This is a genomic window from Streptomyces sp. NPDC050121 (genome assembly GCF_044460385.1).
Classification (GTDB): Bacteria; Actinomycetota; Actinomycetes; order Streptomycetales; family Streptomycetaceae; genus Streptomyces; species Streptomyces soliscabiei.
This window is the reverse complement of sequence record NZ_JBITJV010000002.1, coordinates 216,752-241,898: the sequence shown is the minus strand read 5'-3', so window position 1 is coordinate 241,898 and position 25,147 is coordinate 216,752. Positions and strand designations below refer to the sequence as shown.

The window sequence follows — 25,147 nt, the reverse complement described above, 5'->3', positions numbered from 1 at the left end:
CTCACTTGATCGCTCCCTTGGCGAGGTCCCCGATCATCTGGCGGGCGCCGATCGCGAACACGATCAGCAGCGGGACGAGGGCGAGCAGTGCGCCGGTCATGACCATTCCGTAGTCCGTGGTGCCGTGGGTGCCGTTGAGCTGGGACAGGGCGACCTGGAGGGTCACGTTGTCCGGGTTGGTGAGGGCGATCAGGGGCCAGGCGTAGTCGTTCCACTGGCCCATGAAGGTGAAGATGCCGAGGAACGCCAGGCCCGGCCGGACCACCGGGAGGGCCACGTGCCAGTACTGGCGCAGGAAGTTCGCGCCGTCGATGCGGGAGGCGTCGAGGAGTTCGTCGTGGATCGCGCCCGTCATGTACTGGCGCATCCAGAAGATGCCGAACGCGTTGGCGGCCGCCGGCACGATCAGCGCCGTCATCGAGCCGATCCAGCCGAGCTTCGCCATGATGACGAACTGGGGAATCGCCTGGAGCTGTGCCGGCACCATGAAGATGAACATGAGCAACACGAACAGCAGCCGCTTGCCCGGGAACTCGAACTTGGCGAAGACGAAGGCCGCCAGCGAGTCGAAGAACAGGACCAGGAACGTCACCGAACCCGCGACCAGCAGCGAGTTGAACATCGAGCCGAAGAAATCGATGTTGTCGAAGAGGTTGCGGACGTTTTCCAGGAAGTGGGTGCCCGGCAGCAGTTTGGGCGGGTAGGAGAAGATCTCCGACGACGTGTGCGTCGACATGATCACGGCCCAGTAGAACGGGAAGGCCGAGAGCAGGACACCGAGGACGAGACTGGCGTGCAGCGCGAGCCCTCTGCGCAGCGACCCGTCGATCCTCTTGGCACGCCGGAGCCGGGATTCTTGGATGGATGTCATGGCTAGCGGGCCTCCCTAGTCTTCGCCCCGGCGCTGCACCAGACGCCAGTTGATGATCGAGAAGAGGACGACGACGAGGAAGATGCCCCACGCCACGGCGGCGCCGTAGCCGAAGTCGTTGTTGTCGAAGGTCTGCTGGAAGAAGTAGAGGACCATGGTCCGGCCGGCGTGGCCGGGGCCGCCCGAGAACGTCGAGTCGTTCGAGGTGTTCTGCAGCAGGACCTGGGGTTCGGAGAAGCTCTGCAGACCGGTGACCGTCGACACGACGAGCACGAACAGCAGCACCGGACGCATCATCGGCAGCGTGATCCGGAAGAACGTCTGCACGGGGCCGGCGCCGTCCATCCGCGCCGCCTCGTACAGCTCGCCCGGGATGGTCTGGAGCCCGGCGAGGAAGATGATCGCGTTGTAACCGGTCCACTGCCAGGTCATCAGTGTCGCGATGGCGACCTTGATGCCCCACGGGGTGTTGAGCCAGGCGATCTGGTCGAAACCGATCGCCTGCAGGAACGCGTTGACGAGACCGAAGTTGGTGGAGAAGACCGAACCGAAGATGATCGCGATCGCCACGACCGAGGTGACGTTCGGCAGGAAGTAGGCAACGCGGTAGAGGTTCTTGAAACGGACCGCCGAGTTGAGCATCACGGCCGTCACCATCGCCAGGAAGATCATGGGGAAGGTGGCCAGCGCCCAGATGACGATCGTGGTCCCGATCGAGCTCCAGAACTCGGAGTCGCTGAGCAGGTACTGGTACTGCGACAGCCCCGCCCACTCCATCGAGCCGAGGCCGTCCCAGCGGTGGAACGAGAGATAGAGCGAGAAGCCGACGGGTATCAGGCCGAAACAGAGAAACAGCAGGTAGAAAGGGGAGATCGCGACATAGAGGTGCCAGTGCTTGCGGAAACCTTTCCGGGGTTGTGTCACGGGTGTCTCCGTGAGGGCCGCCGGGGGCTTCTCCAGCGCGGGGAGGGTGGCCATCAGTAGCTCACCCCCAGGTGCTTCGCGATCCGCCGGCATGTGCTCATGGCGTCGCTCCAGGCCTGCTTCGGGTCCTTGCCGAGGACGCCGACGTTCTTGATCTCGTCCTTGACGGGCTGCCCGAGCGCGATGTCGAACGGGCTGTTGTAGGCGACGACGATCTTCTGCGCGGCGGGCCCGAAGACGTCCATCGTGACCTGGCCGCCGAAGAAGGGGTCGGGCTCGCGCAGCTGCGCCGCGCCGTACGAGGCGGGGGTGGAGGGGAAGAGGCCCGCGTCGACGAAGCCCTGCGCCTGGTTGCCCGCGTCGAGCATCCAGCTGATGATCTGGAAGGCCTGCTCGGGCTCCCGGCAGGCCTTGGTGATCGACAGGAACGAGCCGCCGTTGTTGGCGGGCCGCACCGGCATGTCGGCCACCCGCCACCGGCCCTTCGTCTTCGGCACGCCGTTCTTGAGGTCGCTGGTGGCCCAGGAGGCGCCAAGCTGGCTCGGCAGCTTGCCGTCCTCCACCGCCGACAGCTGGTCCGGGGTGCCGGTGACCAGGTTCGACACGATCTTGCGCTGTTTCGCCTCGACGGCGAGCGCCCAGGCGTCGCGCACATGTTCCTGGTCGCCGATGAAGTGGCGGTCCTTGTCGACGTAACGCTTGCTGCCCTGGTTCACCACGTTGTCGTAGACGCTGTTGACGTCGGTGAGCAGCGAGGTCCCCGGGATCCGCTTTCTGAGCTGCTCGCCCGCCGCGAAGAACTTCTCCCAGGTGTTGAGCTCCTTCGACACATCGGCGGGCTCGTAGGGCAGTCCCGCCTTCTGGAAGACGGCGTACTGGTAGAAGTGCCCCACCGGGCCGCAGTCGATCGGGAAGCCGATCATCGTGCCGTCGTCGGCGATGCCCTGCTCCCACTTCCAGGGCAGGTACTGGGACCTGTACTTGTCCGCGCCGAGCGTGCGCAGGTCCACGAACTGGTCGGCGTTGGGCAGGTAAGACGCCATGTCCTCGCCCTTCAGGCCCGCGATGTCGGGGATGTGGGCGCGGCCGGCCATCGTCGTGATCAGTTTCGACCGGTAGTAACCGCCGATCTTGATGGCCTGGAGGTCGACGGAGGTGTCGTATCGGGCCTTGGCGTTCTTGACGACCGTGTCGCCGAGGCCGCCGTCCCAGTACCACAGGACCATGTTCCGCCCGGTCGAACCGGTCGGAACGGCGCAGCCGGACGCCAGGCCGCCGAGCGCCGTGACGGCCGAACCGGCCAGGCTCGCTCGCAGCAGGCCTCTACGGGAGAGCCGCACAGCTCCCACCGCCTTTCGGATCTGTTCGCGTCTTCGCAGACGATGTGCCATCGAGGGGCAAGCGTGAGGTGGTTCGTGTTCGGGGGCGGGCGGGGTCAGAGCCGGACGGGCGGGGTGACCGGCGCGTGGTGCACGGCCGGGCCCACGTCCGCCGGGATGCGGTCGGCGAGGAAGCCGTACCTCCGCTTCAGCTCGGGGTCGGTCACCGAGCGCCACCAGCGGTCGATGCCGTACCAGCCGGGCGCGGCGAGGGCCCCGCCGTGGTGTTGCACCGAGAGCCCGGCGGACAGGACGGCGAACAGCAGCCGCTCCTCCAGCGGCCAGCCGCCCAGGGAGGCCGCGAGGAAGCTCGCGCCGAACACGTCCCCGGCGCCCGTCGCGTCCAGGACGTCGACGGCGAGGGCGGGGACCCCGGCGTACTCCCCGGTCGTCTGGTCGACCGCGAGAGCACCCTCGGCGCCCCGGGTGACCACGGCCACCGGCACCAGCTCCGCGAGCGTGCCGAGCGCGGCGACCGCGCTGTCGGTGCGGGTGTACGCCATCGCCTCGGTCTCGTTGGGGAGGAAGGCGTGGCACAGGGCGAGCTGGTCGAGGAGGTCGGTGGACCACCGCTGGGTGGGGTCCCAGCCGACGTCGGCGTAGATCTGCGTGCCACCCGCGGCCGCCTTGGCGAGCCAGGCGCGTGGTTCGGCCTCCAGGTGCACGAGGGCTGTGCGCGCCTCGGGCGGATCGCCCATCAGCTGGTCCTGCGAGTACGGCGGCTCCTGGCCGTGGGTGACCAGGGCCCGGTCGTGGATGGGGGTCCCCCCGCTCGAGCGAAGCCGAGAGTGGGGGAGCGCGAGGGCGACGGTCACGGGGGTGTGCCACCCGTCCGCCACGCGGGACAGGGCGAGGTCGACGCCCTCCTGCCCGGCGAGGACCTGCTGGCAGTGGGCACCGTAGAAGTCGTCGCCGAAGACCGTGGCCAGCGAGGTGCGCAGGCCGAAGCGGGACGCGGCGACCGCGAGGTTGGCGATGCCCCCGGGGCCGCAGCCCATGCCCGCCGTCCAGATCTCCTCGCCGGGCGTCGGCGGCTTGCCGAGCCCCGTGAGGACGAGGTCGTAGAAGAGCAGCCCGGTGAGCAGCACCTCGGGCCGGTCGTCGTCCACCGCACATCCTCTCGTCAAAACTCTTCAATTCGGTGACCGGAATCGTGCGCCCCCCGGCGAGATTGGTCAATACCTCAGCAGAACTGAGCATGGATTTGATTGAAGATGACGAGTAGTGTTCACGTCGTGCTGGCAGAACGACGACATCAACTCATCCTGCGGGCCCTGCGCTCCGGCGGTCCCGCGGCCGTGACCGACCTCTCCGAGCAACTGGGTGTGAGCCCCGCCACGATCAGGCGTGACCTGGTCAAACTCGAGGAGGACGGCCTGCTCACCCGGGTGCACGGCGGCGCCGTCGCGGAGGAGGGCGACCAGCCCTTCGCCGAGGTCGCCGAGGTGCGCGTGGCCGAGAAGGACACGATAGCCGCGCACGCCGCGGCGATGGTCGCGGACGGCCAGTCGGTGCTCCTCGACATCGGCACCACCGCCTATCGCCTGGCCCGCCAGCTGCACGGCCGCCGCTTGACGGTGATCACCTCCAACCTGGTGGTCTACGAGGAGCTCGCCGACGACGAGGGCATCGAACTGGTGCTGCTCGGCGGCATGGTCCGCCGCGAGTACCGCTCCCTGGTCGGCTTCCTCACCGAGGACAACCTGCGCCAGCTGCACGCCGACTGGCTCTTCCTCGGCACCAGTGGAGTGCGCCCGGCCGGGCAGGTGATGGACACGACGGTCGTCGAGGTGCCGGTGAAACGGGCCATGATCAAGGCCGGTGACAAGGTCGTCCTGCTCGCCGACTCGGCGAAGTTCCCGGGTACGGGCATGGCGAAGGTCTGCGGTCCCGAGGACCTGGACGTGGTGGTGACGGACACGCCGGTCGACCCGGTGACCCGGTCCTCCTTGGAGGAGGCGGGCGTCGAGGTGGTCGTGGCAGGAAAGGTGCGAGGGTGAAACTGACGATTCTGGGCGGCGGCGGGTTCCGGGTGCCGCTCGTGTACGGGGCGCTGCTGACGGACCGCGCCGAGGGGCGGGTCACGGAGGTCGTCCTGCACGATCTGGACGACAGCCGGCTGTATGCGGTCGCCAAGGTGCTTCAGGAGCAGGCGGCCCGCGTCCCCGACGCCCCGAAGGTGACCGCCACCACCGACCTCGACGAGGCGCTGCGCGGCGCCGACTTCGTCTTCTCCGCGATCCGCGTCGGCGGCCTCGAAGGCCGCGCCCACGACGAGCGGGTGGCTCTCGCCGAGGGTGTCCTCGGCCAGGAGACGGTCGGCGCCGGCGGCATCGCCTACGGCCTGCGCACGGTCCCCGTCGCCGTCGACATCGCCCGGCGGGTGGCCCGCCTGGCCCCCGACGCGTGGGTCATCAACTTCACCAACCCGGCCGGCCTGGTCACCGAGGCCATGTCCCGTCACCTCGGCGATCGCGTCATCGGCATCTGTGACTCCCCGGTCGGCCTCGGCCGCCGGATCGCCCGCGTCCTCGGCGCGGACCCGAAGGAGGCGTGGATCGACTACGTCGGTCTCAACCACCTCGGCTGGGTCCGCGGCCTGCGCGTCGCCGGACGCGACGAACTCCCCCGGCTGCTCGCCGACCCCGACCTGCTCGGCTCCTTCGAGGAGGGCAAGCTCTTCGGCGTCGACTGGCTGCAGTCCCTCGGCGCGATCCCCAACGAGTACCTGCACTACTACTACTTCAACCGGGAAGCAGTCCGCGCCTACCAGCAGGCCGTCAAGACCCGCGGCGCCTTCCTCGCCGACCAGCAGGCCCGCTTCTACGAGGAGATGAAGCGCCCCGACGCGGCGGCCCTGACCACCTGGGACCGCACCCGCGCCGAGCGCGAGGCCACCTACATGGCCGAGAACCGGGAGACGGCCGGCGCCGGCGAACGCGACGCCGACGACCTCTCCGGCGGCTACGAGAAGGTCGCCCTCGCCCTGATGCGGGCCATCGCCCGGGACGAGCGCACGACCCTGATCCTCAACGTCCGCAACCAGGGCACCCTCTCGGTGCTCGACACCGACGCCGTCATCGAGGTGCCCTGCCTCGTCGACGCCAACGGCGCGCACCCGGTCGCCGTGGCCCCGCTGCCCGAGCACGCCACCGGCCTGGTCTGCGCGGTGAAGGGCGTCGAGCGCGAGGTGCTCGCCGCCGCCGAGTCCGGCTCGCGCACGACGGCCGTGAAGGCGTTCGCGCTGCACCCGCTGGTGGACTCGGTGAACGTGGCCCGCCGGCTGGTCGAGGGCTACACCGACGTCCACCCCGGGCTGGCGTACCTTAAGTAGGCGCCCGACGGAAAGCGCTTTCCCGCCTCTCGATCCGCCCAACCCCCGGCCCCGGGCCTCCCCGCCTTCCCCGCCCTCCGTGGTCCCTCTCTGGAGATTCCCCATGCATGACGAACGCCGCCGCATCGAGGAGCGCGTCGAGCGCGTCCACAACCAGCGCATCAAGCCCGCGATCTACGCGGCCACCGTGCCCTTCGAGGTCGAGGCCTGGCAGGCGCCGGGGGAGCCGGTCCCCTTCGCCGAGGCCGCGGCCGCCGCCTACCAGCCCTTCGCGATGGACACCCCCTGGGGCCCGCCCTGGGGCACCACCTGGTTCCGGATGCGCGGCCAGGTGCCCGCCGAGTGGGCCGGCAAGCGCGTCGAGGCCGTCATCGACCTCGGCTTCGTGGGCGACTGGCCCGGCAACCAGGCCGAGGCCCTCGTCCACCGCACCGACGGAACCCCGCTGAAGGCGGTCAACCCGCTCAACCAGTACGTGCCGATCGGCAACCCGGCGACGGGCGGGGAGAGCATCGACTACCTGGTGGAGGCGGCCTCCAACCCGGACATCCTGGCGAACGACTTCGCCGGCCCGACCCCGCTGGGCGATGTGCTGACGGCGGGCGACCGTCCCCTCTACACCTTCCGCCGCGCCGACATCGCCGTCCTCGACGAGCAGGTCTGGCACCTCGACCTCGACCTCCAGGTGCTGCGCGAGCTCATGGTCCACCTCGGCGAGCACGAGCCGCGCCGCCACGAGATCATGCACGCCCTGGACCGCGCCATGGACGCCCTCGACCTGGACGACATCTCCGGCACCGCCGCCGCCGTCCGCGAGGTCCTCGCCCCCGTCCTGGCCCGCCCCGCGCACGCCAGCGCCCACACCATCTCCGGCGTCGGCCACGCGCACATCGACTCCGCCTGGCTGTGGCCGATCCGCGAGACGAAGCGCAAGACCTCCCGCACCTTCTCCAACGTCACCTCGCTCGCCGAGGAGTACGACGACTTCATCTTCGCCTGCTCGCAGGCCCAGCAGTACGAGTGGGTGCGCGACAACTACCCGCAGGTGTGGGCGCGGATCCAGGAGTCGGTGAAGAAGGGGCAGTGGGCGCCGGTCGGCGGCATGTGGGTCGAGTCCGACGGCAACCTGCCCGGCGGCGAGGCCATCGCCCGCCAACTCGTGCACGGCAAGCGGTTCTTCATCGAGCACTTCGGCATCGAGACCAAGGGCGTCTGGCTGCCGGACTCCTTCGGCTACAACGCCGCCTACCCGCAGCTCGCCAAGCTCGCCGGCAACGAGTGGTTCCTCACCCAGAAGATCTCCTGGAACCAGACCAACAAGTTCCCCCACCACACCTTCTGGTGGGAGGGCATCGACGGCACCCGCATCTTCACGCACTTCCCGCCGATCGACACCTACAACGCCCGGTTCAGCGGCGAGGAGATGGACCGCGCCGTGCGCAACTACGCGGAGAAGGGCGGCGGTTCGCGCTCCCTGGCCCCCTTCGGCTGGGGCGACGGCGGTGGCGGCCCCACCCGCGAGATCATGGAGCGGGCGCGCAGGCTGGCCGACCTGGAAGGGTCGCCGAAGGTCGTCGTCGAACACCCCGACGAGTTCTTCGCCAAGGCCCGCGCCGAGTACCCGGACGCGCCGGTCTGGGTCGGCGAGCTCTACCTGGAGCTGCATCGCGCCACCTACACCACCCAGGCCCGCACCAAGCAGGGCAACCGGCGCAGCGAACACAAGCTGCGCGAGGCGGAGCTCTGGGCGACGACGGCCGCACTGCACGCGCCGGGGTACGCCTACCCGTACGACAAGCTCGACCGGCTGTGGAAGACGGTCCTGCTGCACCAGTTCCACGACATCCTGCCGGGCTCCTCGATCGCCTGGGTGCACCGCGAGGCGGAGGCCGAATACGCGCGTGTCGCCGAGGAACTGGAGGCGCTGACGGCGCAGGCGGTGGCCGCACTGGGCGGTGGCGACGCCCGTGTCTTCAACACCAGCCCGTACGCCCGCGCCGAGGTGGTCCGCACGCCCGAGGGCGCACCGGCGTACGTCGAGGTGCCCGCGAGCGGCAGCGCGCCGCTGGCCGACCCGGCCGCCGCCGAGCTCCCGCAGCCCGTGACGGTCTCCGGACGCATCCTCGACAACGGCCTGGTCCGGGTACAGGTCGCGGAAGACGGCACCCTGTCCTCCGTCTACGACCTGCGCTCGAACCGCGAAGTTCTCGCCGACCCGGGCAATCTGCTTCGCCTGCACACCGACCTCCCCAACTACTGGGACGCCTGGGACATCGACAAGCACTACAAGAACCGCTACACCGACCTGCTGGAGCCGGACGCGGTGACGGTCGTGGAGGAGGACCCGCTCGTCGGCGCGATCCGGGTCACCCGCTCCTTCGGCAAGGGCTCGACCATCACCCAGACGATCACCCTGCGCGCCGGCAGCCCTCGCATCGACTTCGAGACCGACATCGACTGGCACGAGGCGGAGAAGATCCTCAAGGCGGTCTTCCCGGTCGACGTCCGGGCGGCGCACTCCTCCGCGGAGATCCAGTTCGGCCACATCCAGCGCCCCACCCACACCAACACCAGCTGGGAGGCGGCCCGGTTCGAGGTCTCCGGCCACCGCTGGGTGCACATCGGCGAGCCCGGCTACGGCGTCGCGGTCATCAACGACTCGACCTACGGCCACGACGTCTCACGCACGGTCCGCGAGGACGGTGTTACGACGACCACGGTCGCCCTGAGCCTGGTCCGCGCCCCGCGCGTGCCCGACCCCGAGGCCGACCAGGGCCGGCACCGCTTCACCTACGCGCTGCTGCCCGGCGCGAGCATCGAGGACGCGGTCGCCGAGGGCTACGCCCTCAACCTTCCGCTGCGCGTGGCGGACGCGGCGGGCGCGCCCGAGCCGGTCGTCTCGGTGGCCGGCGACGGCATCACCGTCGAGGCGGTGAAGCTCGCCGACGACGAGTCCGGTGACGTCGTCGTCCGGCTCTACGAGTCCCGCGGCGGCCGGGCCACCGGCGCCCTGCGCACGGGCTTCCCGCTCGCGGGCGCGCAGCTCACCGACCTGCTGGAGCGGCCCCTGGAGCCGGCGCCCCTCGGTGCCGACGGCGCCGTCGACGTCGTCCTGCGCCCCTTCCAGATCCTGACGCTCCGTCTGGAACGCGCTGCCACCGGCCGTTAGCAACGGCCCCTCGGGGGGCGGGCCCGCGAACCGCACCAGGCGTCACGCCACACCGCGCGCCCGCCCCCCGCCCCCGAAGTGCCCTGCCCTGCGGAGGAGTTCATCCGTGACCATGCAACCCTGGTTCACCGACGCCAAGTTGGGGATCTTCGTCCACTGGGGGATCTACGCCGTCGACGGCGTCCAGGAGTCCTGGTCGTTCTACGACGACATCGTGCCGCACGACCAGTACATGTCCCAGCTCGACCGCTTCACCGGCGCCCGCTACGACCCGCGCGCCTGGGCCGACCTGTTCGCCCGGGCGGGCGCCGGGTACGCCGTCCTGACCAGCCGCCACCACGACGGCGTCGCCCTGTGGGACACCGCCTACGGCAACCTCGACCTGGGCCGCGACTACCTCACCGGCTTCGCCGACGCCCTGCGCGAGAAGGGCCTCAAGGTCGGCCTGTACTACTCGCACTCCGACTGGAACCACCCCGACTACGCCACCACCCGCAAGCCGGGCCGCCCGCCGGAGCTGGAGGACAACCGCTACTCGGAGTGCTCGGCCGAGGACGAGGACCTGGTGGCCTGGGAGCGGTTCATCGCCTACCGGGACGGCCAGATCACGGAGTTGGCCTCCCGCTACCGGCCCGACCTCATGTGGTTCGACGGCGAGTGGGACCGCAGCGAGGAGCAGTGGCGCATCAAGGAACTCGCCGCGCTGATCCGCTCGTACTCCCCGGACGTCGTCTTCAACGCCCGCATGCTCAGCGAGGGCGACTACGCCACCCCCGAACAGGGCGCGCCCATCGAACCCCCGCCGGGGCCCTGGGAGTTGTGCCTCACCATCAACGACTCGTGGGGGTACCGGCACCACGACCAGAACCACAAGTCGCTCACCCAACTGGTCCGCTACTTCACGGAGACCATCGGGGGCGGCGGCAATCTGCTGCTCGACGTCGGCCCGATGGAGGACGGCACCATCCCGCAGCCGCAGGTCGAGCGCCTCGAAGGGCTGGGGGAGTGGATCCGCAAACACGCGGAGGCCGTGTACGGGACGGTGCGGGGGCTCCCGGCCGGGCACCACTACGGGCCGAGCACCCTGTCCGCCGACCGTCGCACGCTCTACCTCACGCTGTTCGACATCCCGCGCTCCGAGATCGGTGTGCGGGGTCTGGTCACGCCGGTCCGCAGGGTCACAGTGCTCGGCACCGGAACGGAACTGGCCAACCGCGTGGTCGGCGGGCTGCACGAGGCCGTCGGCGTGCTGTGGATCGACCCCCCGGCGGGGTCCGACCTCGACCCGCACGCCACGGTGCTCGCGGTGGAACTGGAGGGCGAACTGGAGCTGTACCGGGGCTCGGGACGCTTCTGAGAAGGCCGCGAGGCGAACCAGGGGAGAGACGAACCAGAGGGAGAGACGAAGCGGGGAGAGGGGACATACGTTCGGGTCGGTCGGTCGCTCCCCGTGACAGCGGCCGACCGACCCGATCCCCCGTTCCCCCGGGAATCCCCCGTCGATTCCCGTGCTTCCCCCGTCGATCCCTGTGCTTCCCCGCCGGGCCCCGGCGCTTCCCCCAAGCTCCCCCCCGTAGGGCCCATCACCCTTAAGAGCAGCCACCCCGGGTCCTGATACACCTTCCGCGAAAGAAAGTCCCCCGGGCCGGAATCAGGGGGACTTTCGTTTCGCCTCCGAGGGGCTCAGCCAGTGAAGCCGGCCGTGATGGCGGTGAACTGCCAGGTGCTCTGGCTGATGCCGGAGCAGTTGCTCACCACGCCCCCGCCCGGGCAGGGCCGGTCGCGGTTGACGGCCCAGTAGGCGAGCCGCGCGATGTGGTGGCTGTTGCTCCAGGGGGCGAGAACAACCGCGCGATCAACCCAACCGTGCCGCACCCGGGCCGACGGGCTAAAGCGGCAGTGCCTGCACCGCGCTCGCGGGGGCAACCTCGACGGGGTCGGCGGGCGCGGGCACGGCCGGCAGCGACGGCTCGGTGTCCTCGACCCGCTGATGCGGCAGCGACACCGCGCGGAGCTGCCGCGGACCCGACACCACCGTGTAGTCCTGCCCCAGGAACGGCGGCACGATCTCGCCCGGGTCCTCGCCGAGCGCCAACTGCACTGCCGCCCAAGGCGCGTTGACGCCGCACAGGGACAGCTGGTGCAGTCCGCCGGCCGGACGGGTGTTGACGTCCATCAGCACCGGCCGGTCGCCGAACATCCGGAACTGGATGTTGGACAGGTAGTGCAGCCCGAAGCCCTCGGCGATGAGCCGCGCCGGCTCCAGCCACTGCTCGTGCAGCGTGAAGCCCCGGCGGCGGCCGTTCTTCGTCCGGCCGATGGCCATCCGCAGGACGTTGTCGGGGCCCGTGAGGCAGTCCACGGACACCTCCGGCTGCTCCAGGCGCGGCATGACCAGCCAGTCGACCGGCTCCTCCGCCCGCCTCAACGCCTCGACCACCATGTCCAGTTGGACGTACGGGCTCGGGAACCCGCTGAGGTGTGTGAGCGAGAAGGGGGCGTGCGTGATCACCCGGAAGCCCACCCCGCCCGCGCCGGACGCGGGCTTGAAGCACGCCTTGTGTCCGGCCTCCTCCAACTCCGCGACGGCGGCGACGAGTTCGTCGGCCGTGCGGACCCGGAACCATGGCGGCACGGGGACCCCGATCGCCTGTACGGCCTCGTACGCGATCACCTTGTCGTGGAAGACGGCGACGGCCTCCGGCGGCGGCGCGAGCAGCGCGGTGCCGGCCGCCTCGAAGTCGGCGCGGTGCGCGACGATCGCCTCCTGGTGCAGCCGGGGCACGAACACGTCGATGCTCCGGCGCTTGCACTGGGCGAGCGCGTACTCGACGTACGCGGCGGGGGAGAGGCCCTCCGGCTCCAGCTCGGCGGTGTCGGCGGCGGCCAGGACGGGGGAGTCGGCGTCACCGTGCGTGGCGTGGATCTCCACGGCCCGGTCGCTGGGATTTCGTCGCAGCTGATCCGTGAAGAACACGTTCTCCGCGTACGTGCGGTTGAGCCAGACGCGTACGCGAGAGACCATGCGAGGCCGCCTTTCACGGTTCGCGGGCAGGGCGAAGCAAGCCCGGCCCGGGCAGGGGGAATGGTGGGTCACCAAACCGCCCTGCGTGAAGGGACGTCCATGGCGGTGGTGTTGGGGCGATCATACGGCTTCCGAGGGGTGCGGCGTGCAACACGCGTGTTACGGATTTTCCGATCTTGCTCACGTGGGGCGCTCGTTCGGTGTACAGGCGCGCTGCGGCGCAGGTGGAGCCGGGTGCCGGCCCCGAGGGCGACCCGATTCGACCTTGTCCGCCACGCGTGAATGTGTTCTCGTGGTGGCACTGGTGTGTTCGTGAGCATACGGAGCGTGGACTAGTGAGCGGGGGCGGAAGGTGACGTCGACGGCCGGTGGCGCCGGACAACTGCTGGCCATCAGCGATCTGCACATCGGATATCCGGAGAACCGGGCCCTGGTCGAGGCCATGGCCCCGGAGTCGGACGAGGACTGGTTACTCGTCGCCGGCGACGTCTCGGAGAACGTGGCCGACATCCGCTGGACGCTGAAGACGCTTGCGAGCCGCTTCCGCAAGGTCGTCTGGGCGCCCGGCAACCACGAGCTGTGGACCCACCCCAGCGACCCGGTCACCCTGCGCGGCGTCGCCCGCTACGAACACCTCGTCGAGGTCTGCCGCGACCTGGGGGTGACGACCCCCGAGGACCCCTACCCGGTGTGGGAGGGCCCCGGCGGTCCGGTGGCCGTCGCACCGCTGTTCCTGCTGTACGACTACTCCTTCCTCCCGGCCGGCTGTACGACCAAGGAGGAGGGGCTGGCCTACGCGCACAGCACCGGCGTCGTCTGCAACGACGAGTACCTGCTGCACCCCGATCCCTACCCGAGCCGTGAGGCCTGGTGCCGGGCCCGCGTCGCCGAGACCGAACGGCGGCTCGCCGAGATCCCCGACGACCTGCCCGTCGTCCCCGTCAACCACTACCCCCTGCACCGGCACCCGATGGACGTCCTGTGGTACCCCGAGTTCGCCATGTGGTGCGGAACCGGGCTGACCGCCGACTGGCACCGCCGGTTCCGGATCGAGACCATGGTCTACGGCCACCTCCACATACCGCGGACCACCTGGCACGAGGGCGTCCGCTTCGAGGAGGTGTCGGTGGGCTACCCCCGCGAATGGCGCAAGCGGCCGCTGCCCCCGGGCCGGCTGCGGCGCATCCTGCCCCGGGAGGCCGAGGCCAAGTGATCGACGAACTGTTGCCGGCGTCGGTGGTGGCGGTGGAGGCCTTCGGGGAGGAGGGCGTCCGAGAGTTCGGGGACGCGCCGCTGTACCCGCAGGAGGAGGCGCTGATGGTGCGGGCGGTCGACAAACGCCGCCGCGAGTTCACCGTCGTACGCTCCTGCGCGCGGCGCGCCATGGAGAAGCTCGGCGTGCCCCCACAGCCCCTGCTGCCGGGCGAGCGCGGCGCCCCGCAGTGGCCGCAGGGTCTGCGGGGCAGCATGACCCACTGCGAGGGCTACTGCGCCGCCGCCCTGGTCCGCGCCGGTGATCTGGCCTCCGTCGGCATCGACGCCGAACCCCACGCGCCCCTCCCCGAGGGCGTCCTGTCCGCCGTCGCCCTGCCCGCGGAGGCGGGGCGGCTCGGCAGGCTGGCCGCGGACCGCCCCGAGGTGCACTGGGACCGGCTCCTGTTCAGCGCCAAGGAGTCCGTCTACAAGGCGTGGTTCCCCCTCACCGGTAAGTGGCTCGACTTCGGCGAGGCCGACATCGACCTCACCCCCGTCGGCCCCGCGGCCCGCTCGTACGGGGCCTTCCGGGCCAGGCTGCTGGTGCCCGGACCGATGGTCGGCGGCCACCGGCTCGGGCACTTCGACGGCCGCTGGACCGTGCAGCGGGGGCTGGTGGCCACGGCGATCACCGTCCGGCACACCTGAGGCACCGCCCGCGCCGGATCAGGTGCGGGCGGTCACGGGCCGGGGTACCAGCTGTGCAGCAGCCGGAAGAACTCCTCCTCGTTGCCCGCCAGACCCGCGTCCGCCAGAGCCTGCTCCGCCTCGGCCAGGACGGCGGGCGGCACCATCGGCGGCAGCCGGTCGTGCGCCCGGCCCGAGGCGCCGACGCCCTCGCCACTCCCCTCGTCGCCGAAGGCGGCGCGTACGGTGTGCAGCAGCCGCAGGTAGGCCTGTACGGCGGTGCGCTCGCGGTCGGTCAGTACAGCTGTGGGCATCGGTCGGCTCTCCCCGTGTCGGCGTCGTCTCCCCCGCGCCCCTGACGGCGCGTACGCCCCCGTGCGGCGGCGCACCTTCCAGCTTGCCGCCCACCACTGACAATCCGGCTTCGCCCGGGCACGGTTCGCCCGCTTAGCGGAGGCGAAACCTCCTCGAAATCCCCTGACGGAAAGTGGTCCTACGCTGGTGTGAACGGCTTTCGGCGGACCGCCGACGGCCCAAAGACCGAGGGAGGCGAGCGGATGGTCGACGTCCCCCGGCGGCGCCCCGCACGCGCCGCCCGACTGCGCCCGGTGGGCGACGCGGAGCTGGAGTTGCAGTACCGGGTCGTGCACGGCTACCGGCGCGCCTTCCGGATGGCCGGCGAGGGCCCGGCGCTGGTCCTCATCCACGGCATCGGCGACTCCTCAAAGACCTGGGCCGGGCTGATCCCCGACCTCGCCCGCAACCACACCGTCATCGCCCCCGACCTCCTCGGTCACGGCGCCTCCGACAAACCGCGCGCCGACTACTCGGTGGCCGCGTACGCCAACGGGCTGCGCGATCTGCTCAGCACGCTCGGCGTCGAGTCGGCGACCCTGGTGGGGCACTCGCTCGGCGGGGGAGTGGCGATGCAGTTCGCCTACCAGTTCCCCGAGCGCACCGAACGGCTGGTTCTCGTCAGCGCGGGCGGAGTCGGCCGGGAGGTCAACCCCGCGCTACGGCTGGTCTCGCTGCCGGGCGTCCATCTGGCGCTCTCCGCACTGCGGTTGCCCGGTGCCAGACTTCAAGTCGGCCTGGTCATACGGTTGATGAAGCTGCTGGACACCGATCTCGGCCAGGACGCACCCGACTTGCTCCACCTCGTCGACGCGCTGCCGGACGAGACGTCGCGCAGCGCCTTCATCCGCACCCTGCGCGCGGTCGTCGACTGGCGCGGTCAGGTCGTGACCATGCTCGACCGCTGCTATCTGACGGCCGGGATGCCGACGATGCTGCTGTGGGGAGACCGGGACAGCGTGGTGCCGGTGCGGCACGCGTACGGCGCCCACGAGGCGATGCCGGGCAGCCGGCTGGAGATCTTCGAGGGGGCCGGTCACTTCCCGTTCCACAGCGACCCCGCCCGATTCCGGGCGCTCGTCGAGGAGTTCATCCGCACCACGGCCACGGCCGACTGGAGCCGCGAACGCTGGCGGGCACTTCTGCGCGAGGGCCGCCCCGCGGCAGGGGCGACGGGCCGGGCGGACGGCACCGCACGCGCCGTGCGGGAGGCCGGCGAGCGCAGCGCGACCTGAGCGCGCCGTGCGGGGTCTCAGTTCTGCGGGCCCCGATACCCCAGCGACGCCTCGATGCGGCCCGCCAGGTGGTCCCGCTGGCCGCGACCGCGGAGCGACGAACCGGCCAGCCATGTACGGCACTTGCTCGCCAGCAGCAGGCCGAAGCTCTCCGCCTGCTTCTCGTCGGCCAGGTCGAAGCGGGTGCGGGCGGCGACACTGCGGACCGTCGCCTGGAGGTCCGCCCCGTCGGTGAGTAAACGGGCCGCGACCGCGGCGCCCTCGACGTGGTGACTGCAGTGGCCCGCCTTCATGTGCCACAGCTCATGGCCCAGGATCACCAACTGGTGCTCGGGCGCGGTGCGTTCCTCGATGACGACGAGGTCCTGGTCGGCCATGTCGAGCCACAGCCCGCTGGCCGTGTCGGCGGGGAAGGCGGCCATGCGGAAATGGACGGGGCGGCCACGCCGTCTGCTCATCCCGTCGCACAGAGCCATGTACAGTTCGGCCGGCGCGGCCGGTGCCGAGAGGGTCAGTTCCGCGACCAGTTCGCCGCTGAGGCGGCGCATTTCCTTGGCGATGCTCACAGTTCTCCCCCGGATCACGACTCGGGCCGCTTCACGCTCTCCAGGAGCATGTCCAGCCACTCGGCGACCTTGTCGCGGTGCTGGTCGGTGGGCAGCTGGGCGGCCCGCCACGCGATCCCGCGCACGCCGTGGTCCTGCAACAGCCGCTCCAGCGGGTCCACTACGGCCGCGGCCGCCTCGCGTGCGGCGAGCTTCTGCAGCAGCTCCTGCTCGATGTGCTGCAGGGCCCCCGCGAGCGCCTCCGGGTCCTCGGCCGTGAGGAATCCGGCGTGCACGCGGAAGAAGCGCTGGAGGGCGTCGCAGTGCTCCATCGTGGGGCGCCGGTCGCCGTTGATGAGGGCGCCCGCCTGCTGGCGCGACATGCCGGCGCCGTCGGCGATCTCCTGCTGGGTGTACTTGCGGCCGTTCGGCTTGAGCCGCGTGCGGCGCAGCAGGTCCAGACGTTGCAGGAAGCGGGCCTGCACATCGGGCTCACCGGCGGGCCGGCCGCTCAGCAGGGCCTTGACCACGGACTCCGGGACACCGGAGGCGACGGACAGCCGCCCGGTGCCGAAGACCTCCGCGTGCGGCACGCCGAGCCGGTCGGCGAGCGCGGCGACACGGGCGACGACGGCCGACAGCAGCACCGTCGCCGTGGCGCCCGGAACCTCGAAGCCATCCTCCGCCACCGACAGGTCTCCTAAGGTCTCTCACGTCCCTCACACAGGCATGGACGGTCGCCTGAACTGCGTGGAGAGTAACCGGTCTTTCGAACTCACATCCAGGTCTCGCCACAACTGTGGCCAATTTCAGCCGTCAACGAGCACGGAATGCCACGATAGTTGACATGCCTCGCGTCGGGGCAGCAGGATCGGGGCGCCGCGTGAAGGCCGCATAGGCAAGAGGGGTGACCTCCCGATGGCGCATCAGGCAGGAGAGCAGCGGTCCGTGCCGCGGCCCGTCCCCGAGAGTCCCGAGGCCCGGGCGTATCTGCAGGACTACGCCGCATACCTGGAGGCCGTCCCCTTCCCGTCCGTCGTCCTCGACCACCGCTGGGACGTGCTGCAGTCCAACGCCGCTTTCGCGTCACTTTTCCGGGACGTGGGCCCGCATCCGACGGCCCTGCCGGGTGACAACTTCATGCGTTTCGTCCTTTTTCATCCGGACGCTTCCTCGGTTCTCGGCGATCACGAGGCCCGCTGGTGCCTGCCGATGCTCGCCTGTTTCGCGGCGGCGGTGGAGCGGCAGGGCCACGACCATGTGCTGCAGGCGATCCGCCGCGAGATCGCCGCGGACCCGATCATGGAGGCCGCCTACCGGCAGGGCCTGCCGCACTGGATCCGCGCGGTCGGCGCGGAGGCCGTCGAGCACGACGGGACCGTCCGTCCCCTCCTGCACCCCGACCCGCGCTGGGGCGCCACCGAGTGCCGCATCATCGGCGACACCCCGAGGACGCTCCAGGACATGGGGTACACACGGCTGACGATGGTGCTGCGCGACACCCGTCCGGCGTTCGTACCGCGCAGGACGCGCCCCGCGCGCCGCACGGCGAGCCATCTCAGCGTGGTCCCGCCCCCCGAGGCCTGAGCGCCTCCGAGGCCCGAGCGACCCCGAGGCCGACCGGGCACCGTCGGCGTTCAGGTCGCCGACGGCGCCCTGGTCGGCCCGGCCGGGCTCGCCCGGCGACCGTCACACCCCACGCTTGGCTGCCTGGATCTGTTGGTACACGTGGGTCCGTAGTTCGGCGAAACGCGGAGCCACCCGGGTGTGCAACTGGTCGCGCTCCGGCGGCAGATCGACCTCCAGCTGCTCCTGGACGACCGTGGGGGACGCGGACAGGACGACGACCCGCTCGCCGAGGTAGACGGCCTCGTCGATGTCGTGGGTGACGAACAGGACCGTGATCCCGCGCTCCCGCCACAGCCCCCGCACCAGGTCCTCCAGGTCGGCGCGGGTCTGCGCGTCCACCGCCGCGAACGGCTCGTCCATCAGCAGGACCCGGGGCTCGTAGGCGAGTGCCCGGGCGATCGCCACCCGTTGCTGCATGCCGCCCGACAACTGCCACGGATACGCGGAGGAGGCGTCCGCCAGCCCGACCGACTCCAGGGCGTCGGCGACCAGCCTTCTGCGCCGACCCTTGTCCAACTTCTTTTGCTTCAAGGGCAGTTCGACGTTGTCTCCCACCCGCATCCAGGGGAAGAGGCTCCGCCCGTATTCCTGGAACACGAACGCCGTACCGGGCGGCGGACCGGTCACCCTGCGCCCGTCCAGGAGGACTTCGCCGGAGGTGGGCGTCAGCAGGCCGCCCACGCACTTCAGCAGGGTCGTCTTGCCGCAGCCCGACGGGCCGACGAGGCAGACGAGTTCGCCCGCCTCGACCGTGAAGGTCAGGTCGCGCACCGCCTCGACCCAGCGCCCGGACCCCTCGTAGACCTTCCGCAGGCCGGACACGACCAGAGCAGCGTGCATGGACCGCCCTTTCGCGAGGGTCACCGGGACCGCCGGGTGGTTGCGCGCAGACCGTGGTACCAGCCCAGCGCCCGGCGCTCGACGACCCGGAAGAGGACCGACAGGAGGAAGCCCAGCAGACCGAGCACCAGGATCCCGGTCCACATGTCGGAGATGGCGAACCCCCGTTGGAACTGCACGATGGTGAAGCCGAGCCCGTTGCTCGCGGCGAACATCTCACTGATGACCATCAGAATGATCCCGATCGACAGCGCCTGGCGCAGGCCCGCGAAGATCTGCGGGCTCGCCGACCGCAGCACCACACTGCGCAGCCGGGCGACCCCCGTGATGCCGTACGACCGCGCCGTCTGCGCCATCACCGGATCCACCGCCCGGACGCCCTCGACCGTGTTCAGCAGCACCGGCCACACGCAGCCGCTCGCGATGACGACGATCTTCATGGTGTCCCCGATGCCCGCGAACAGCATGATGACCGGCACCAGGACGGGCGGCGGCACCGCCCGCAGGAACTCCAGGACCGGCTCGCACAGCGCTCGCACCCGCCGGTACGAGCCGATGACGGTGCCCAGCGCGATCCCCACGACGGCCGCCGTCGCGTAACCGCTCACCAGCCGCAGCACGCTCGGCCGGACGTCGCTGCGCAGCCGCTCGGCGGTCCACACGTCCGGGAAGGCCTTCAGGATCGTGCGCAGGGGCGGCCAGTACACGTTGGTGCTGCCGTCGGACGCCACCCACCACACCGCGACCAGCGCGGCCGGAAGAGCGAGCGTGAACACCAGCCCCAGCAGGACGCGCCTCACACCGCCACCTCCCCGCGCACCGACTGGTGCCAGGCCAGCGCCCACCGTTCCACCGTCCGCGCGCCCACGTTGATCAACAGCCCCAGCACGCCCGTGACGACGATCAGCGCGTACATCTCGGGCACCGCCTGCGAGGTCTGCGCCACCGCGATACGCGCCCCCAACCCCGGTGCGCCGATGACCAGTTCGGCGGTGATGGCGAGGATCAGCGCGACGGCCGCGGCGAGGCGCACGCCCGTCATGACGTACGGCAGCGCGGTCGGCCACAGCACGTGCCGGACCCGCGCCCAGGCGCCGAGCCCGTAGGAGCGGGCGGTCTCCTCGGCGACCGGGTCGACGTCCTGGACGCCGTACAGGACCTGGATCAGTACTTGCCAGAAGGACGCGTACACCACCAGCAGGAGGACCGAGCGCAGTTCGGTGCCGTACAGCAGCACGGCGAGGGGGATCAGCGCGACCGACGGGATCGGACGCAGGAACTCGATCGTCGATGCCGTCGCCTCGCGAAGATGGGGGACGACCGACAGGAGCACACCCACGACGATCCCGGCGCCCACCGCGAGGGTCAGGCCCAGGGCCCAGCCGGTGAGGGTGTCGCCGAGCGCCGTCCAGAAGGCGGTGTCGGCGAGTTCGTCGCCGAGCGCGCCGGCGATGCGGCTCGTGGGCGGGAAGTAGGCCTCCTTGACCAGACCGAACCGCGGCACCGCCTCACCCAGGGCGAGGAAGGCCGCGAGTCCGGCCGCACCGAGTGCGACGTTCTCGCCCCTCACGGCAGCAGCTTGTCCAGGTCCGGGGTCGACTTGAAGAGCTTGTCCTGCTCGCCCAGCTTCTGCAACGCCTCGATGGAGGAGCGGTTCGCCGCGGCGGGCCACTTCGGCAGGGTGACCCGGGCCAGCACCGACGCCGGGATCTTTGTGTACGTCGTGATGATCTGGCGGACCTCGTCCGGATGAGCCTCGGCGTAGGCGAGCGACTCCGCGGTGGCCTCCTGGAACTTCTTCACCACCTCCGGGTTCTTCCGCAGATACTGCTGGGAGGTGAAGTACAGGGCGACGGTGAGGTTCGGCGCGACATCGACCAGGGGCGAGGCGATCTCCACGCCGCCCTGGCTCCTGACGGTCGCGGTCGCCGGCTCGACCACACTCACGGCGTCGACCTGCCCCTGGTCGAGGGCGGCGGGCATCTGGTCGAAGGCGAGCTCGACGAACTTCACCCTGTCCGGGTCACCGCCCGCCTTGCGGACCGACTCGCGCACCGCCGTCTCGTTGATGTTCTTCAGGGTGTTGATGGCGACCTGCTTGCCCTGAAGGTCCTTCGGCGACGTGATGGCGCTGCCCTTCTTCACCATGAGGGCGTTGAAGTCCTTGCCCTGTAAACCCGTTGAGGCGATTCCGTTCGAAACGGCCTTCACCGGCACGCTGTTGGACTGGGCGACCATCAAGGACGTGACATTGCTGAAGCCGAACTGGTACTGGCCGCTGACGACCGCCGGCACGATCGCCGCCCCGCCCTGGGCGGTGGTGATCGACAGCTTCAGGCCGTGCTTCTCGTAGAAGCCCCGCCGCACGCCCAGGTAGACGGGCGCCACGTCGACGATGGGGATGAGGCCGACTTCGACGGTCGTGGCGCCGCCGGACGAACCCCCGCCGGACGCCCCGGAGTCGTCGGACGAGCCGCAGGCAGCGGTGGCGAGCAGTAGGGCACCGGCCGCGAGACCGGCGAACAGACGACGCATGGCTCCCCCTGTACAGAGACAACGGTGTTCCGACAGGCTGTGCGCACCCCGCACAGTAGTGCCCAACTGGCGTGCAGGGAACGGAGATCGCGCCGTCCGGCGGGGTCAAGGGGTATGGCTGACGAAATCGTTGACACTCGGTTCGGGGCCGGCCGCCCGGGTGGTCAGAGGTCGAGGACGAGCTTCTTCCCGAGACACCGCGACACGCAGATCATCATCGTCTCCCCGGCCTCGCGCTCCTCGGCCGTGAGCACGGAGTCGCGGTGCTCCGGCGTGCCCTCCAGCACCTCGGTCTCGCAGGTGCCACAGGTGCCCTCGGTACAGGAGAAGAGCACCTCGACGCCCGCGGCGCGCACGGTGTCCAGGACGGAGACGCCCGGCGCGACGGTCAGCGTACGGCCGCTCTGCGCGAGCTCGACCTCGAACTCACCGTCCTGGCCCGCCGGTTGCTCCTTCGCCTGGAACCTCTCGACGTGCAGCGCGCCGGACGGGCAGCGCTCCTCCACCGCGTCCAGCAGCGGACCGGGACCGCAGCAGTAGACCAGGGTGCCCTCGGGCAGCGCGTCCAGCACCGAACCGAGGTCCAGCAGCCCGGTCTCGTCCTGCGGGGCGACGGTGACCCGGTCGCCGTAGCGGGCCAACTCCCCGGTGAACGCCATGGAGTTACGGGAGCGGCCGCCGTACAGGAGCGTCCACTCGGCGCCCGCCGCCTCGGCCGCCGCCAGCATCGGCAGGACCGGCGTGATGCCGATCCCGCCCGCGATGAAGCGGTACCGCGCGGCCGTGCGCAGGGCGAAGTGGTTACGGGGGCCGCGCACCCGTACCTTGTCGCCCTGCCCCAACTGCTCGTGCACATAGGCGGATCCACCCCGCCCGTCCGGCTCCCGCAGCACCGCGATCCGCCAGGCGTGACGGTCTCCCGGATCGCCGCACAGCGAGTACTGCCGCTCCAGGCCCGACCCGAGCACCACGTCGACGTGGGCGCCAGGCTCCCAGGCCGGGAGCGCCTCGCCCAGGGGGTGGCGCAGGGTGAGGGCGAGCACGCCGTCGGCCGCGAACTCCCGCTGGTCGACCACGAGTTCCGCCTCGTACACGTCGCTCATGACGCTTTTCCTTGTGGCTCGTGTCCTTCGGGGTGGGCGAGCATCCACTCCCACATCTCGATCGGGTCCTGCGAGGCGTGCTCGGCTCCGCAGTGACAGGTGCCGTGCAGGACGTCGGTGCCCGGCAGCCAGTCGATGCGGTAGATCTCGCCGGTGGCGCCGGTGCTCACAGGACCTTCTCCACGGGCTTGTCGCCCTCCTCGACCAGCCGGGCGAGGATTCGGCGGGCGGCGAGGCCGCCGGTGTCGATGTTGATGCTCAGTTCCTGGTACCCGGCCCGCTCCGAACCGAGCGTCCGCTGCAGGAGGTTGAGCGCGTCGACATCCTGCATGACCACCGTGTGGTTGTTGCCGCGCAGGAACTCGGTGACCTCGTCGTCGTCCGTCGCCCAGTCCCGCGAGACCATCCAGAAGTCGTACACCTTGCCGTCCCCGGACGGTGTGATCGCGTACGTGATCTCGGTGTGGAAGCCGTTCGGGTCGCTGCCGTCCGCCTCGGGCAGGACGCCCACCGGCGCGATGCGGCTGTGCAGCAGGTACAGACAGGGCGCGTGGTACTCGATGTCCTGCCAGCGGGTTATCCGGCCCTCGATGCCGGTCGACCTGGCGTAGAACGGGGGGCACTCGGCGTCGTCCATGTGCCGGCTGACCCGTACGATGCCGGCACCCTCGTCGACCTCGGTGGTGATCGGCGTCTCGGCGACCTCGGGGGTGCCGATGTAGCCGCCGTGCAGATACGTTTCGTGCGACAGGTCGAGGAGGTTGTCGACGAGGAGCCCGTAGTCCGCGTCGATGGGCTCCATGCCCCGCACGGTCGTCCAGCCGGGGGCGTCGAGATGGCGGGCGCGCGGGATGGTCTGCGGGTCGGCGAGCGCCGGGTCGCCGATCCAGACCCACACCAGGGAGTCCTGCTCGACGACCGGGTAGGAGGCGACCCGGGCGGTGCGCGGCACGCGCTTCTGGCCGGGCACGTACACACAGGTACCGGTCGTGTCGTACGTGAAGCCGTGATAGCCGCACACGATCCGGTCGCCGTCCAGCCGGCTCGGCTTCTCGTGCAGCGGGAACCGGCGGTGCACACAGCGGTCGGCCAGTGCGACCGGGGTGCCCTCATCCTCGGTCCGGTAGAAGACGAGCGGCTCACCGAGGATCGTCCGGCCGAGCAACTCCTCACGCCCGACCTCGTGGCTGTAGGCGGCGACGTACCACTGGTTCCTGGCGAAGGCGGTGGTGTGCGGCATGGCGGCTGGCTCCCGTCTTTGGGTCGTGGCGACATCGTCGTGACGGGCTGCACGGGGGCGCAATACGGCTTCCGTGTCACGGAAGAGTGCCTGGCTGTGATCACCTCGCGTTCGAGGTGGAGTATGAGCACATACGACCCTTGAAAACCGCCCATCACTTTGGAGACGCTCATGACTGAACGTGCAGACCGGATCATCGTCGCCCTGCGCAGCGGGCACGAGCATCTCGCCTCCCTGGTACGGGGCCTCGGCGCCGCCGACCTCACCAAGGGATCCGGGGCGGCGGAGTGGGACGTGTCCCAGGTGCTCAGCCACCTGGGCAGCGGTGCGGAGATCGCCCTGGCCGTCCTCGAAGGCGCTCTGGACGGCACCGGCCCCAAGGGCGCGGACTTCAACAAGTCGGTGTGGGCGCGCTGGGACGCGATGTCCCCGGGCGAGCGGGCCGAGAGTTTCCTGCCCGCCAACGAGGCGCTGGTGACCCGCTACGAAGGACTCGACGCGCACACGCGCGAGGATCTGCGGATCAACCTCGGCTTCCTGCCGACGCCCGTGGATGTGGCCACGGTGGCGGGCCTGCGGCTCAGCGAGTTCACGTTCCACACCTGGGACGTCGAGGCCGCCTTCGATCCGGCGGCCGTCCTGGCGTCGGACGCGACCGGGCTGCTGCTCGACCAGGCCGCTCTGCTCATCGGCCGCCTCGGGAAGGCCGACGCCGTGGACGGGCGTCCGCTCCGCCTCACGATACGAACCACCGCGCCGGACAGGTCCTTCGGGCTCGACCTCGGTGAGGCGGTTTCACTCGGTGCCCAGCCTGCCGAGCCCGATGCCGTGCTGAGCGCGCCCGCCGAGTGGTGGCTGCGGCTCACTACGGGCCGCCACGCGCCCGCGTACACGCCCACGAGCGTGAGCCTGACGGGGGGTGCGCTGACCCTGGACGACCTACGGCGCGTCTTCCCCGGGTTCTGAGACAGCACGATCGCCCTGAGATCCCGGGTGAACGTGTGGATCAGGGCGGGCGGTCCGCAGAGGAACGCCGAGGCGCCTCGTCCAGCGGCGCCTTCGGCGAGCACTCGTTGCGCCGTG

Annotated in this window: 25 protein-coding genes; 9 read left to right on the top strand and 16 right to left on the bottom strand. The window is 70.5% G+C overall.

Annotation, left to right across the window (positions count from 1 at the left end):
• Position 1: 1 nt before the first annotated feature.
• From ACIBTS_RS03500 to ACIBTS_RS03485, 4 genes are all read right to left on the bottom strand, one after another.
• Positions 2–871: a carbohydrate ABC transporter permease gene (locus ACIBTS_RS03500; protein WP_399316263.1), complete on the bottom strand. Its 870-nt coding sequence runs from the start codon at positions 869–871 to the stop codon at positions 2–4.
• A 15-nt stretch (positions 872–886) separates the two neighbouring features.
• The gene (locus ACIBTS_RS03495) at positions 887–1,849 is read right to left on the bottom strand and encodes a carbohydrate ABC transporter permease (protein ID WP_399316261.1); all 963 of its coding nucleotides are present in this window, start codon (positions 1,847–1,849) and stop codon (positions 887–889) included.
• The gene (locus ACIBTS_RS03490) at positions 1,849–3,135 is read right to left on the bottom strand and encodes an ABC transporter substrate-binding protein (protein WP_399316258.1); all 1,287 of its coding nucleotides are present in this window, start codon (positions 3,133–3,135) and stop codon (positions 1,849–1,851) included. The genes ACIBTS_RS03495 and ACIBTS_RS03490 overlap by 1 nt, the downstream gene beginning before the upstream one ends.
• A gap of 95 nt (positions 3,136–3,230) precedes the next feature.
• Positions 3,231–4,283, bottom strand: a complete 1,053-nt coding sequence (locus tag ACIBTS_RS03485) for a carbohydrate kinase family protein (RefSeq protein ID WP_399316256.1) — start codon at positions 4,281–4,283, stop codon at positions 3,231–3,233.
• A gap of 126 nt (positions 4,284–4,409) precedes the next feature.
• Here ACIBTS_RS03485 and ACIBTS_RS03480 point away from each other — a divergent pair, with 126 nt between their 5' ends.
• The 4 genes from ACIBTS_RS03480 (at position 4,410) to ACIBTS_RS03465 (ending at position 11,034) form a co-directional block, all read left to right on the top strand.
• Complete coding sequence (locus ACIBTS_RS03480; protein WP_079658341.1) at positions 4,410–5,174, top strand: DeoR/GlpR family DNA-binding transcription regulator; 765 nt, start codon at positions 4,410–4,412, stop codon at positions 5,172–5,174.
• Complete coding sequence (locus tag ACIBTS_RS03475) at positions 5,171–6,508, top strand: 6-phospho-beta-glucosidase (RefSeq protein WP_399316254.1); 1,338 nt, start codon at positions 5,171–5,173, stop codon at positions 6,506–6,508. Before ACIBTS_RS03480 ends, ACIBTS_RS03475 begins: the two co-directional genes overlap by 4 nt.
• A 103-nt stretch (positions 6,509–6,611) precedes the next feature.
• Positions 6,612–9,677 carry an alpha-mannosidase gene (locus ACIBTS_RS03470; protein ID WP_399316252.1) on the top strand — a complete coding sequence of 1,022 codons (3,066 nt, stop codon included), beginning with the start codon at positions 6,612–6,614 and terminating at the stop codon, positions 9,675–9,677.
• Positions 9,678–9,783: 106 nt separating this feature from the next.
• Positions 9,784–11,034 (top strand): alpha-L-fucosidase, encoded by a 1,251-nt coding sequence (locus tag ACIBTS_RS03465; RefSeq protein WP_399316250.1) that lies wholly within the window; start codon positions 9,784–9,786, stop codon positions 11,032–11,034.
• Positions 11,035–11,360: 326 nt separating this feature from the next.
• Here the strand turns inward: ACIBTS_RS03465 and ACIBTS_RS03460 are convergent, their stop codons facing one another.
• Together ACIBTS_RS03460 and ACIBTS_RS03455 are read right to left on the bottom strand one after the other, a co-directional pair.
• On the bottom strand, positions 11,361–11,552 hold the full coding sequence (locus tag ACIBTS_RS03460) for a hypothetical protein (protein ID WP_399316648.1): 192 nt from the start codon (positions 11,550–11,552) through the stop codon (positions 11,361–11,363).
• Between the two features lie 13 nt (positions 11,553–11,565).
• Positions 11,566–12,702, bottom strand: a complete 1,137-nt coding sequence (locus ACIBTS_RS03455; protein ID WP_399316248.1) for an ATP-grasp domain-containing protein — start codon at positions 12,700–12,702, stop codon at positions 11,566–11,568.
• Positions 12,703–13,054: 352 nt separating this feature from the next.
• Here ACIBTS_RS03455 and ACIBTS_RS03450 point away from each other — a divergent pair, with 352 nt between their 5' ends.
• Together ACIBTS_RS03450 and ACIBTS_RS03445 are read left to right on the top strand one after the other, a co-directional pair.
• On the top strand, positions 13,055–13,915 hold the full coding sequence (locus ACIBTS_RS03450) for a metallophosphoesterase family protein (protein ID WP_399316246.1): 861 nt from the start codon (positions 13,055–13,057) through the stop codon (positions 13,913–13,915).
• On the top strand, positions 13,912–14,604 hold the full coding sequence (locus ACIBTS_RS03445; protein WP_399316244.1) for a 4'-phosphopantetheinyl transferase: 693 nt from the start codon (positions 13,912–13,914) through the stop codon (positions 14,602–14,604). The genes ACIBTS_RS03450 and ACIBTS_RS03445 overlap by 4 nt, the downstream gene beginning before the upstream one ends.
• A 32-nt stretch (positions 14,605–14,636) precedes the next feature.
• On the opposite strand, the gene ACIBTS_RS03440 is transcribed toward ACIBTS_RS03445, so the two are convergent.
• Positions 14,637–14,897, bottom strand: a complete 261-nt coding sequence (locus ACIBTS_RS03440; protein WP_399316242.1) for a hypothetical protein — start codon at positions 14,895–14,897, stop codon at positions 14,637–14,639.
• Positions 14,898–15,140: 243 nt separating this feature from the next.
• Here ACIBTS_RS03440 and ACIBTS_RS03435 point away from each other — a divergent pair, with 243 nt between their 5' ends.
• Positions 15,141–16,172 (top strand): alpha/beta fold hydrolase, encoded by a 1,032-nt coding sequence (locus ACIBTS_RS03435; protein WP_399316240.1) that lies wholly within the window; start codon positions 15,141–15,143, stop codon positions 16,170–16,172.
• Between the two features lie 17 nt (positions 16,173–16,189).
• Here ACIBTS_RS03435 and ACIBTS_RS03430 read toward each other — a convergent pair whose 3' ends face one another.
• Together ACIBTS_RS03430 and ACIBTS_RS03425 are read right to left on the bottom strand one after the other, a co-directional pair.
• Positions 16,190–16,720, bottom strand: coding sequence for a toxin-antitoxin system, toxin component (locus ACIBTS_RS03430; protein WP_399316611.1), 531 nt, complete (start codon positions 16,718–16,720; stop codon positions 16,190–16,192).
• Between the two features lie 32 nt (positions 16,721–16,752).
• Positions 16,753–17,406 (bottom strand): helix-turn-helix domain-containing protein, encoded by a 654-nt coding sequence (locus tag ACIBTS_RS03425; RefSeq protein ID WP_399316238.1) that lies wholly within the window; start codon positions 17,404–17,406, stop codon positions 16,753–16,755.
• 229 nt (positions 17,407–17,635) lie between these two features.
• Here ACIBTS_RS03425 and ACIBTS_RS03420 point away from each other — a divergent pair, with 229 nt between their 5' ends.
• Complete coding sequence (locus ACIBTS_RS03420; RefSeq protein WP_399316236.1) at positions 17,636–18,304, top strand: hypothetical protein; 669 nt, start codon at positions 17,636–17,638, stop codon at positions 18,302–18,304.
• Between the two features lie 102 nt (positions 18,305–18,406).
• On the opposite strand, the gene ACIBTS_RS03415 is transcribed toward ACIBTS_RS03420, so the two are convergent.
• From ACIBTS_RS03415 to ACIBTS_RS03385, 7 genes are all read right to left on the bottom strand, one after another.
• On the bottom strand, positions 18,407–19,186 hold the full coding sequence (locus ACIBTS_RS03415) for an ABC transporter ATP-binding protein (protein WP_399316234.1): 780 nt from the start codon (positions 19,184–19,186) through the stop codon (positions 18,407–18,409).
• Between the two features lie 20 nt (positions 19,187–19,206).
• The gene (locus ACIBTS_RS03410; protein WP_399316232.1) at positions 19,207–19,986 is read right to left on the bottom strand and encodes an ABC transporter permease; all 780 of its coding nucleotides are present in this window, start codon (positions 19,984–19,986) and stop codon (positions 19,207–19,209) included.
• Positions 19,983–20,756, bottom strand: a complete 774-nt coding sequence (locus tag ACIBTS_RS03405) for an ABC transporter permease (protein WP_399316230.1) — start codon at positions 20,754–20,756, stop codon at positions 19,983–19,985. The genes ACIBTS_RS03410 and ACIBTS_RS03405 overlap by 4 nt, the downstream gene beginning before the upstream one ends.
• A complete protein-coding gene (locus ACIBTS_RS03400; RefSeq protein ID WP_399316228.1) occupies positions 20,753–21,721 on the bottom strand; it encodes an ABC transporter substrate-binding protein in 969 nt (322 codons plus the stop codon). Before ACIBTS_RS03400 ends, ACIBTS_RS03405 begins: the two co-directional genes overlap by 4 nt.
• 164 nt (positions 21,722–21,885) lie before the next feature.
• On the bottom strand, positions 21,886–22,824 hold the full coding sequence (locus ACIBTS_RS03395; protein WP_399316226.1) for a PDR/VanB family oxidoreductase: 939 nt from the start codon (positions 22,822–22,824) through the stop codon (positions 21,886–21,888).
• Positions 22,821–22,994, bottom strand: coding sequence for a hypothetical protein (locus ACIBTS_RS03390; protein ID WP_319671217.1), 174 nt, complete (start codon positions 22,992–22,994; stop codon positions 22,821–22,823). The genes ACIBTS_RS03395 and ACIBTS_RS03390 overlap by 4 nt, the downstream gene beginning before the upstream one ends.
• On the bottom strand, positions 22,991–24,064 hold the full coding sequence (locus ACIBTS_RS03385) for a Rieske 2Fe-2S domain-containing protein (protein ID WP_399316224.1): 1,074 nt from the start codon (positions 24,062–24,064) through the stop codon (positions 22,991–22,993). The genes ACIBTS_RS03390 and ACIBTS_RS03385 overlap by 4 nt, the downstream gene beginning before the upstream one ends.
• 171 nt (positions 24,065–24,235) lie before the next feature.
• On the opposite strand from ACIBTS_RS03385, the gene ACIBTS_RS03380 reads away from it, so the two are divergent.
• Positions 24,236–25,030: a maleylpyruvate isomerase family mycothiol-dependent enzyme gene (locus ACIBTS_RS03380; protein ID WP_399316221.1), complete on the top strand. Its 795-nt coding sequence runs from the start codon at positions 24,236–24,238 to the stop codon at positions 25,028–25,030.
• Positions 25,031–25,147: the final 117 nt, after the last annotated feature.

Bases quoted from the DNA above. Each gene is read 5' to 3' on its own strand.
- ACIBTS_RS03495 (WP_399316261.1), bottom strand. From the start codon at position 1,849: ATGGCCACCCTCCCCGCGCTGGAGAAGCCCCCGGCGGCCCTCACGGAG.
- ACIBTS_RS03500 (WP_399316263.1), bottom strand. From the start codon at position 871: ATGACATCCATCCAAGAATCCCGGCTCCGGCGTGCCAAGAGGATCGAC.
- ACIBTS_RS03430 (WP_399316611.1), bottom strand. From the start codon at position 16,720: ATGCGCCGCCTCAGCGGCGAACTGGTCGCGGAACTGACCCTCTCGGCA.
- ACIBTS_RS03385 (WP_399316224.1), bottom strand. From the start codon at position 24,064: ATGCCGCACACCACCGCCTTCGCCAGGAACCAGTGGTACGTCGCCGCC.
- ACIBTS_RS03415 (WP_399316234.1), bottom strand. From the start codon at position 19,186: ATGCACGCTGCTCTGGTCGTGTCCGGCCTGCGGAAGGTCTACGAGGGG.
- ACIBTS_RS03400 (WP_399316228.1), bottom strand. From the start codon at position 21,721: ATGCGTCGTCTGTTCGCCGGTCTCGCGGCCGGTGCCCTACTGCTCGCC.
- ACIBTS_RS03435 (WP_399316240.1), top strand. From the start codon at position 15,141: ATGGTCGACGTCCCCCGGCGGCGCCCCGCACGCGCCGCCCGACTGCGC.
- ACIBTS_RS03380 (WP_399316221.1), top strand. From the start codon at position 24,236: ATGACTGAACGTGCAGACCGGATCATCGTCGCCCTGCGCAGCGGGCAC.
- ACIBTS_RS03470 (WP_399316252.1), top strand. From the start codon at position 6,612: ATGCATGACGAACGCCGCCGCATCGAGGAGCGCGTCGAGCGCGTCCAC.
- ACIBTS_RS03395 (WP_399316226.1), bottom strand. From the start codon at position 22,824: ATGAGCGACGTGTACGAGGCGGAACTCGTGGTCGACCAGCGGGAGTTC.
- ACIBTS_RS03440 (WP_399316242.1), bottom strand. From the start codon at position 14,897: ATGCCCACAGCTGTACTGACCGACCGCGAGCGCACCGCCGTACAGGCC.
- ACIBTS_RS03455 (WP_399316248.1), bottom strand. From the start codon at position 12,702: ATGGTCTCTCGCGTACGCGTCTGGCTCAACCGCACGTACGCGGAGAAC.
- ACIBTS_RS03420 (WP_399316236.1), top strand. From the start codon at position 17,636: ATGGCGCATCAGGCAGGAGAGCAGCGGTCCGTGCCGCGGCCCGTCCCC.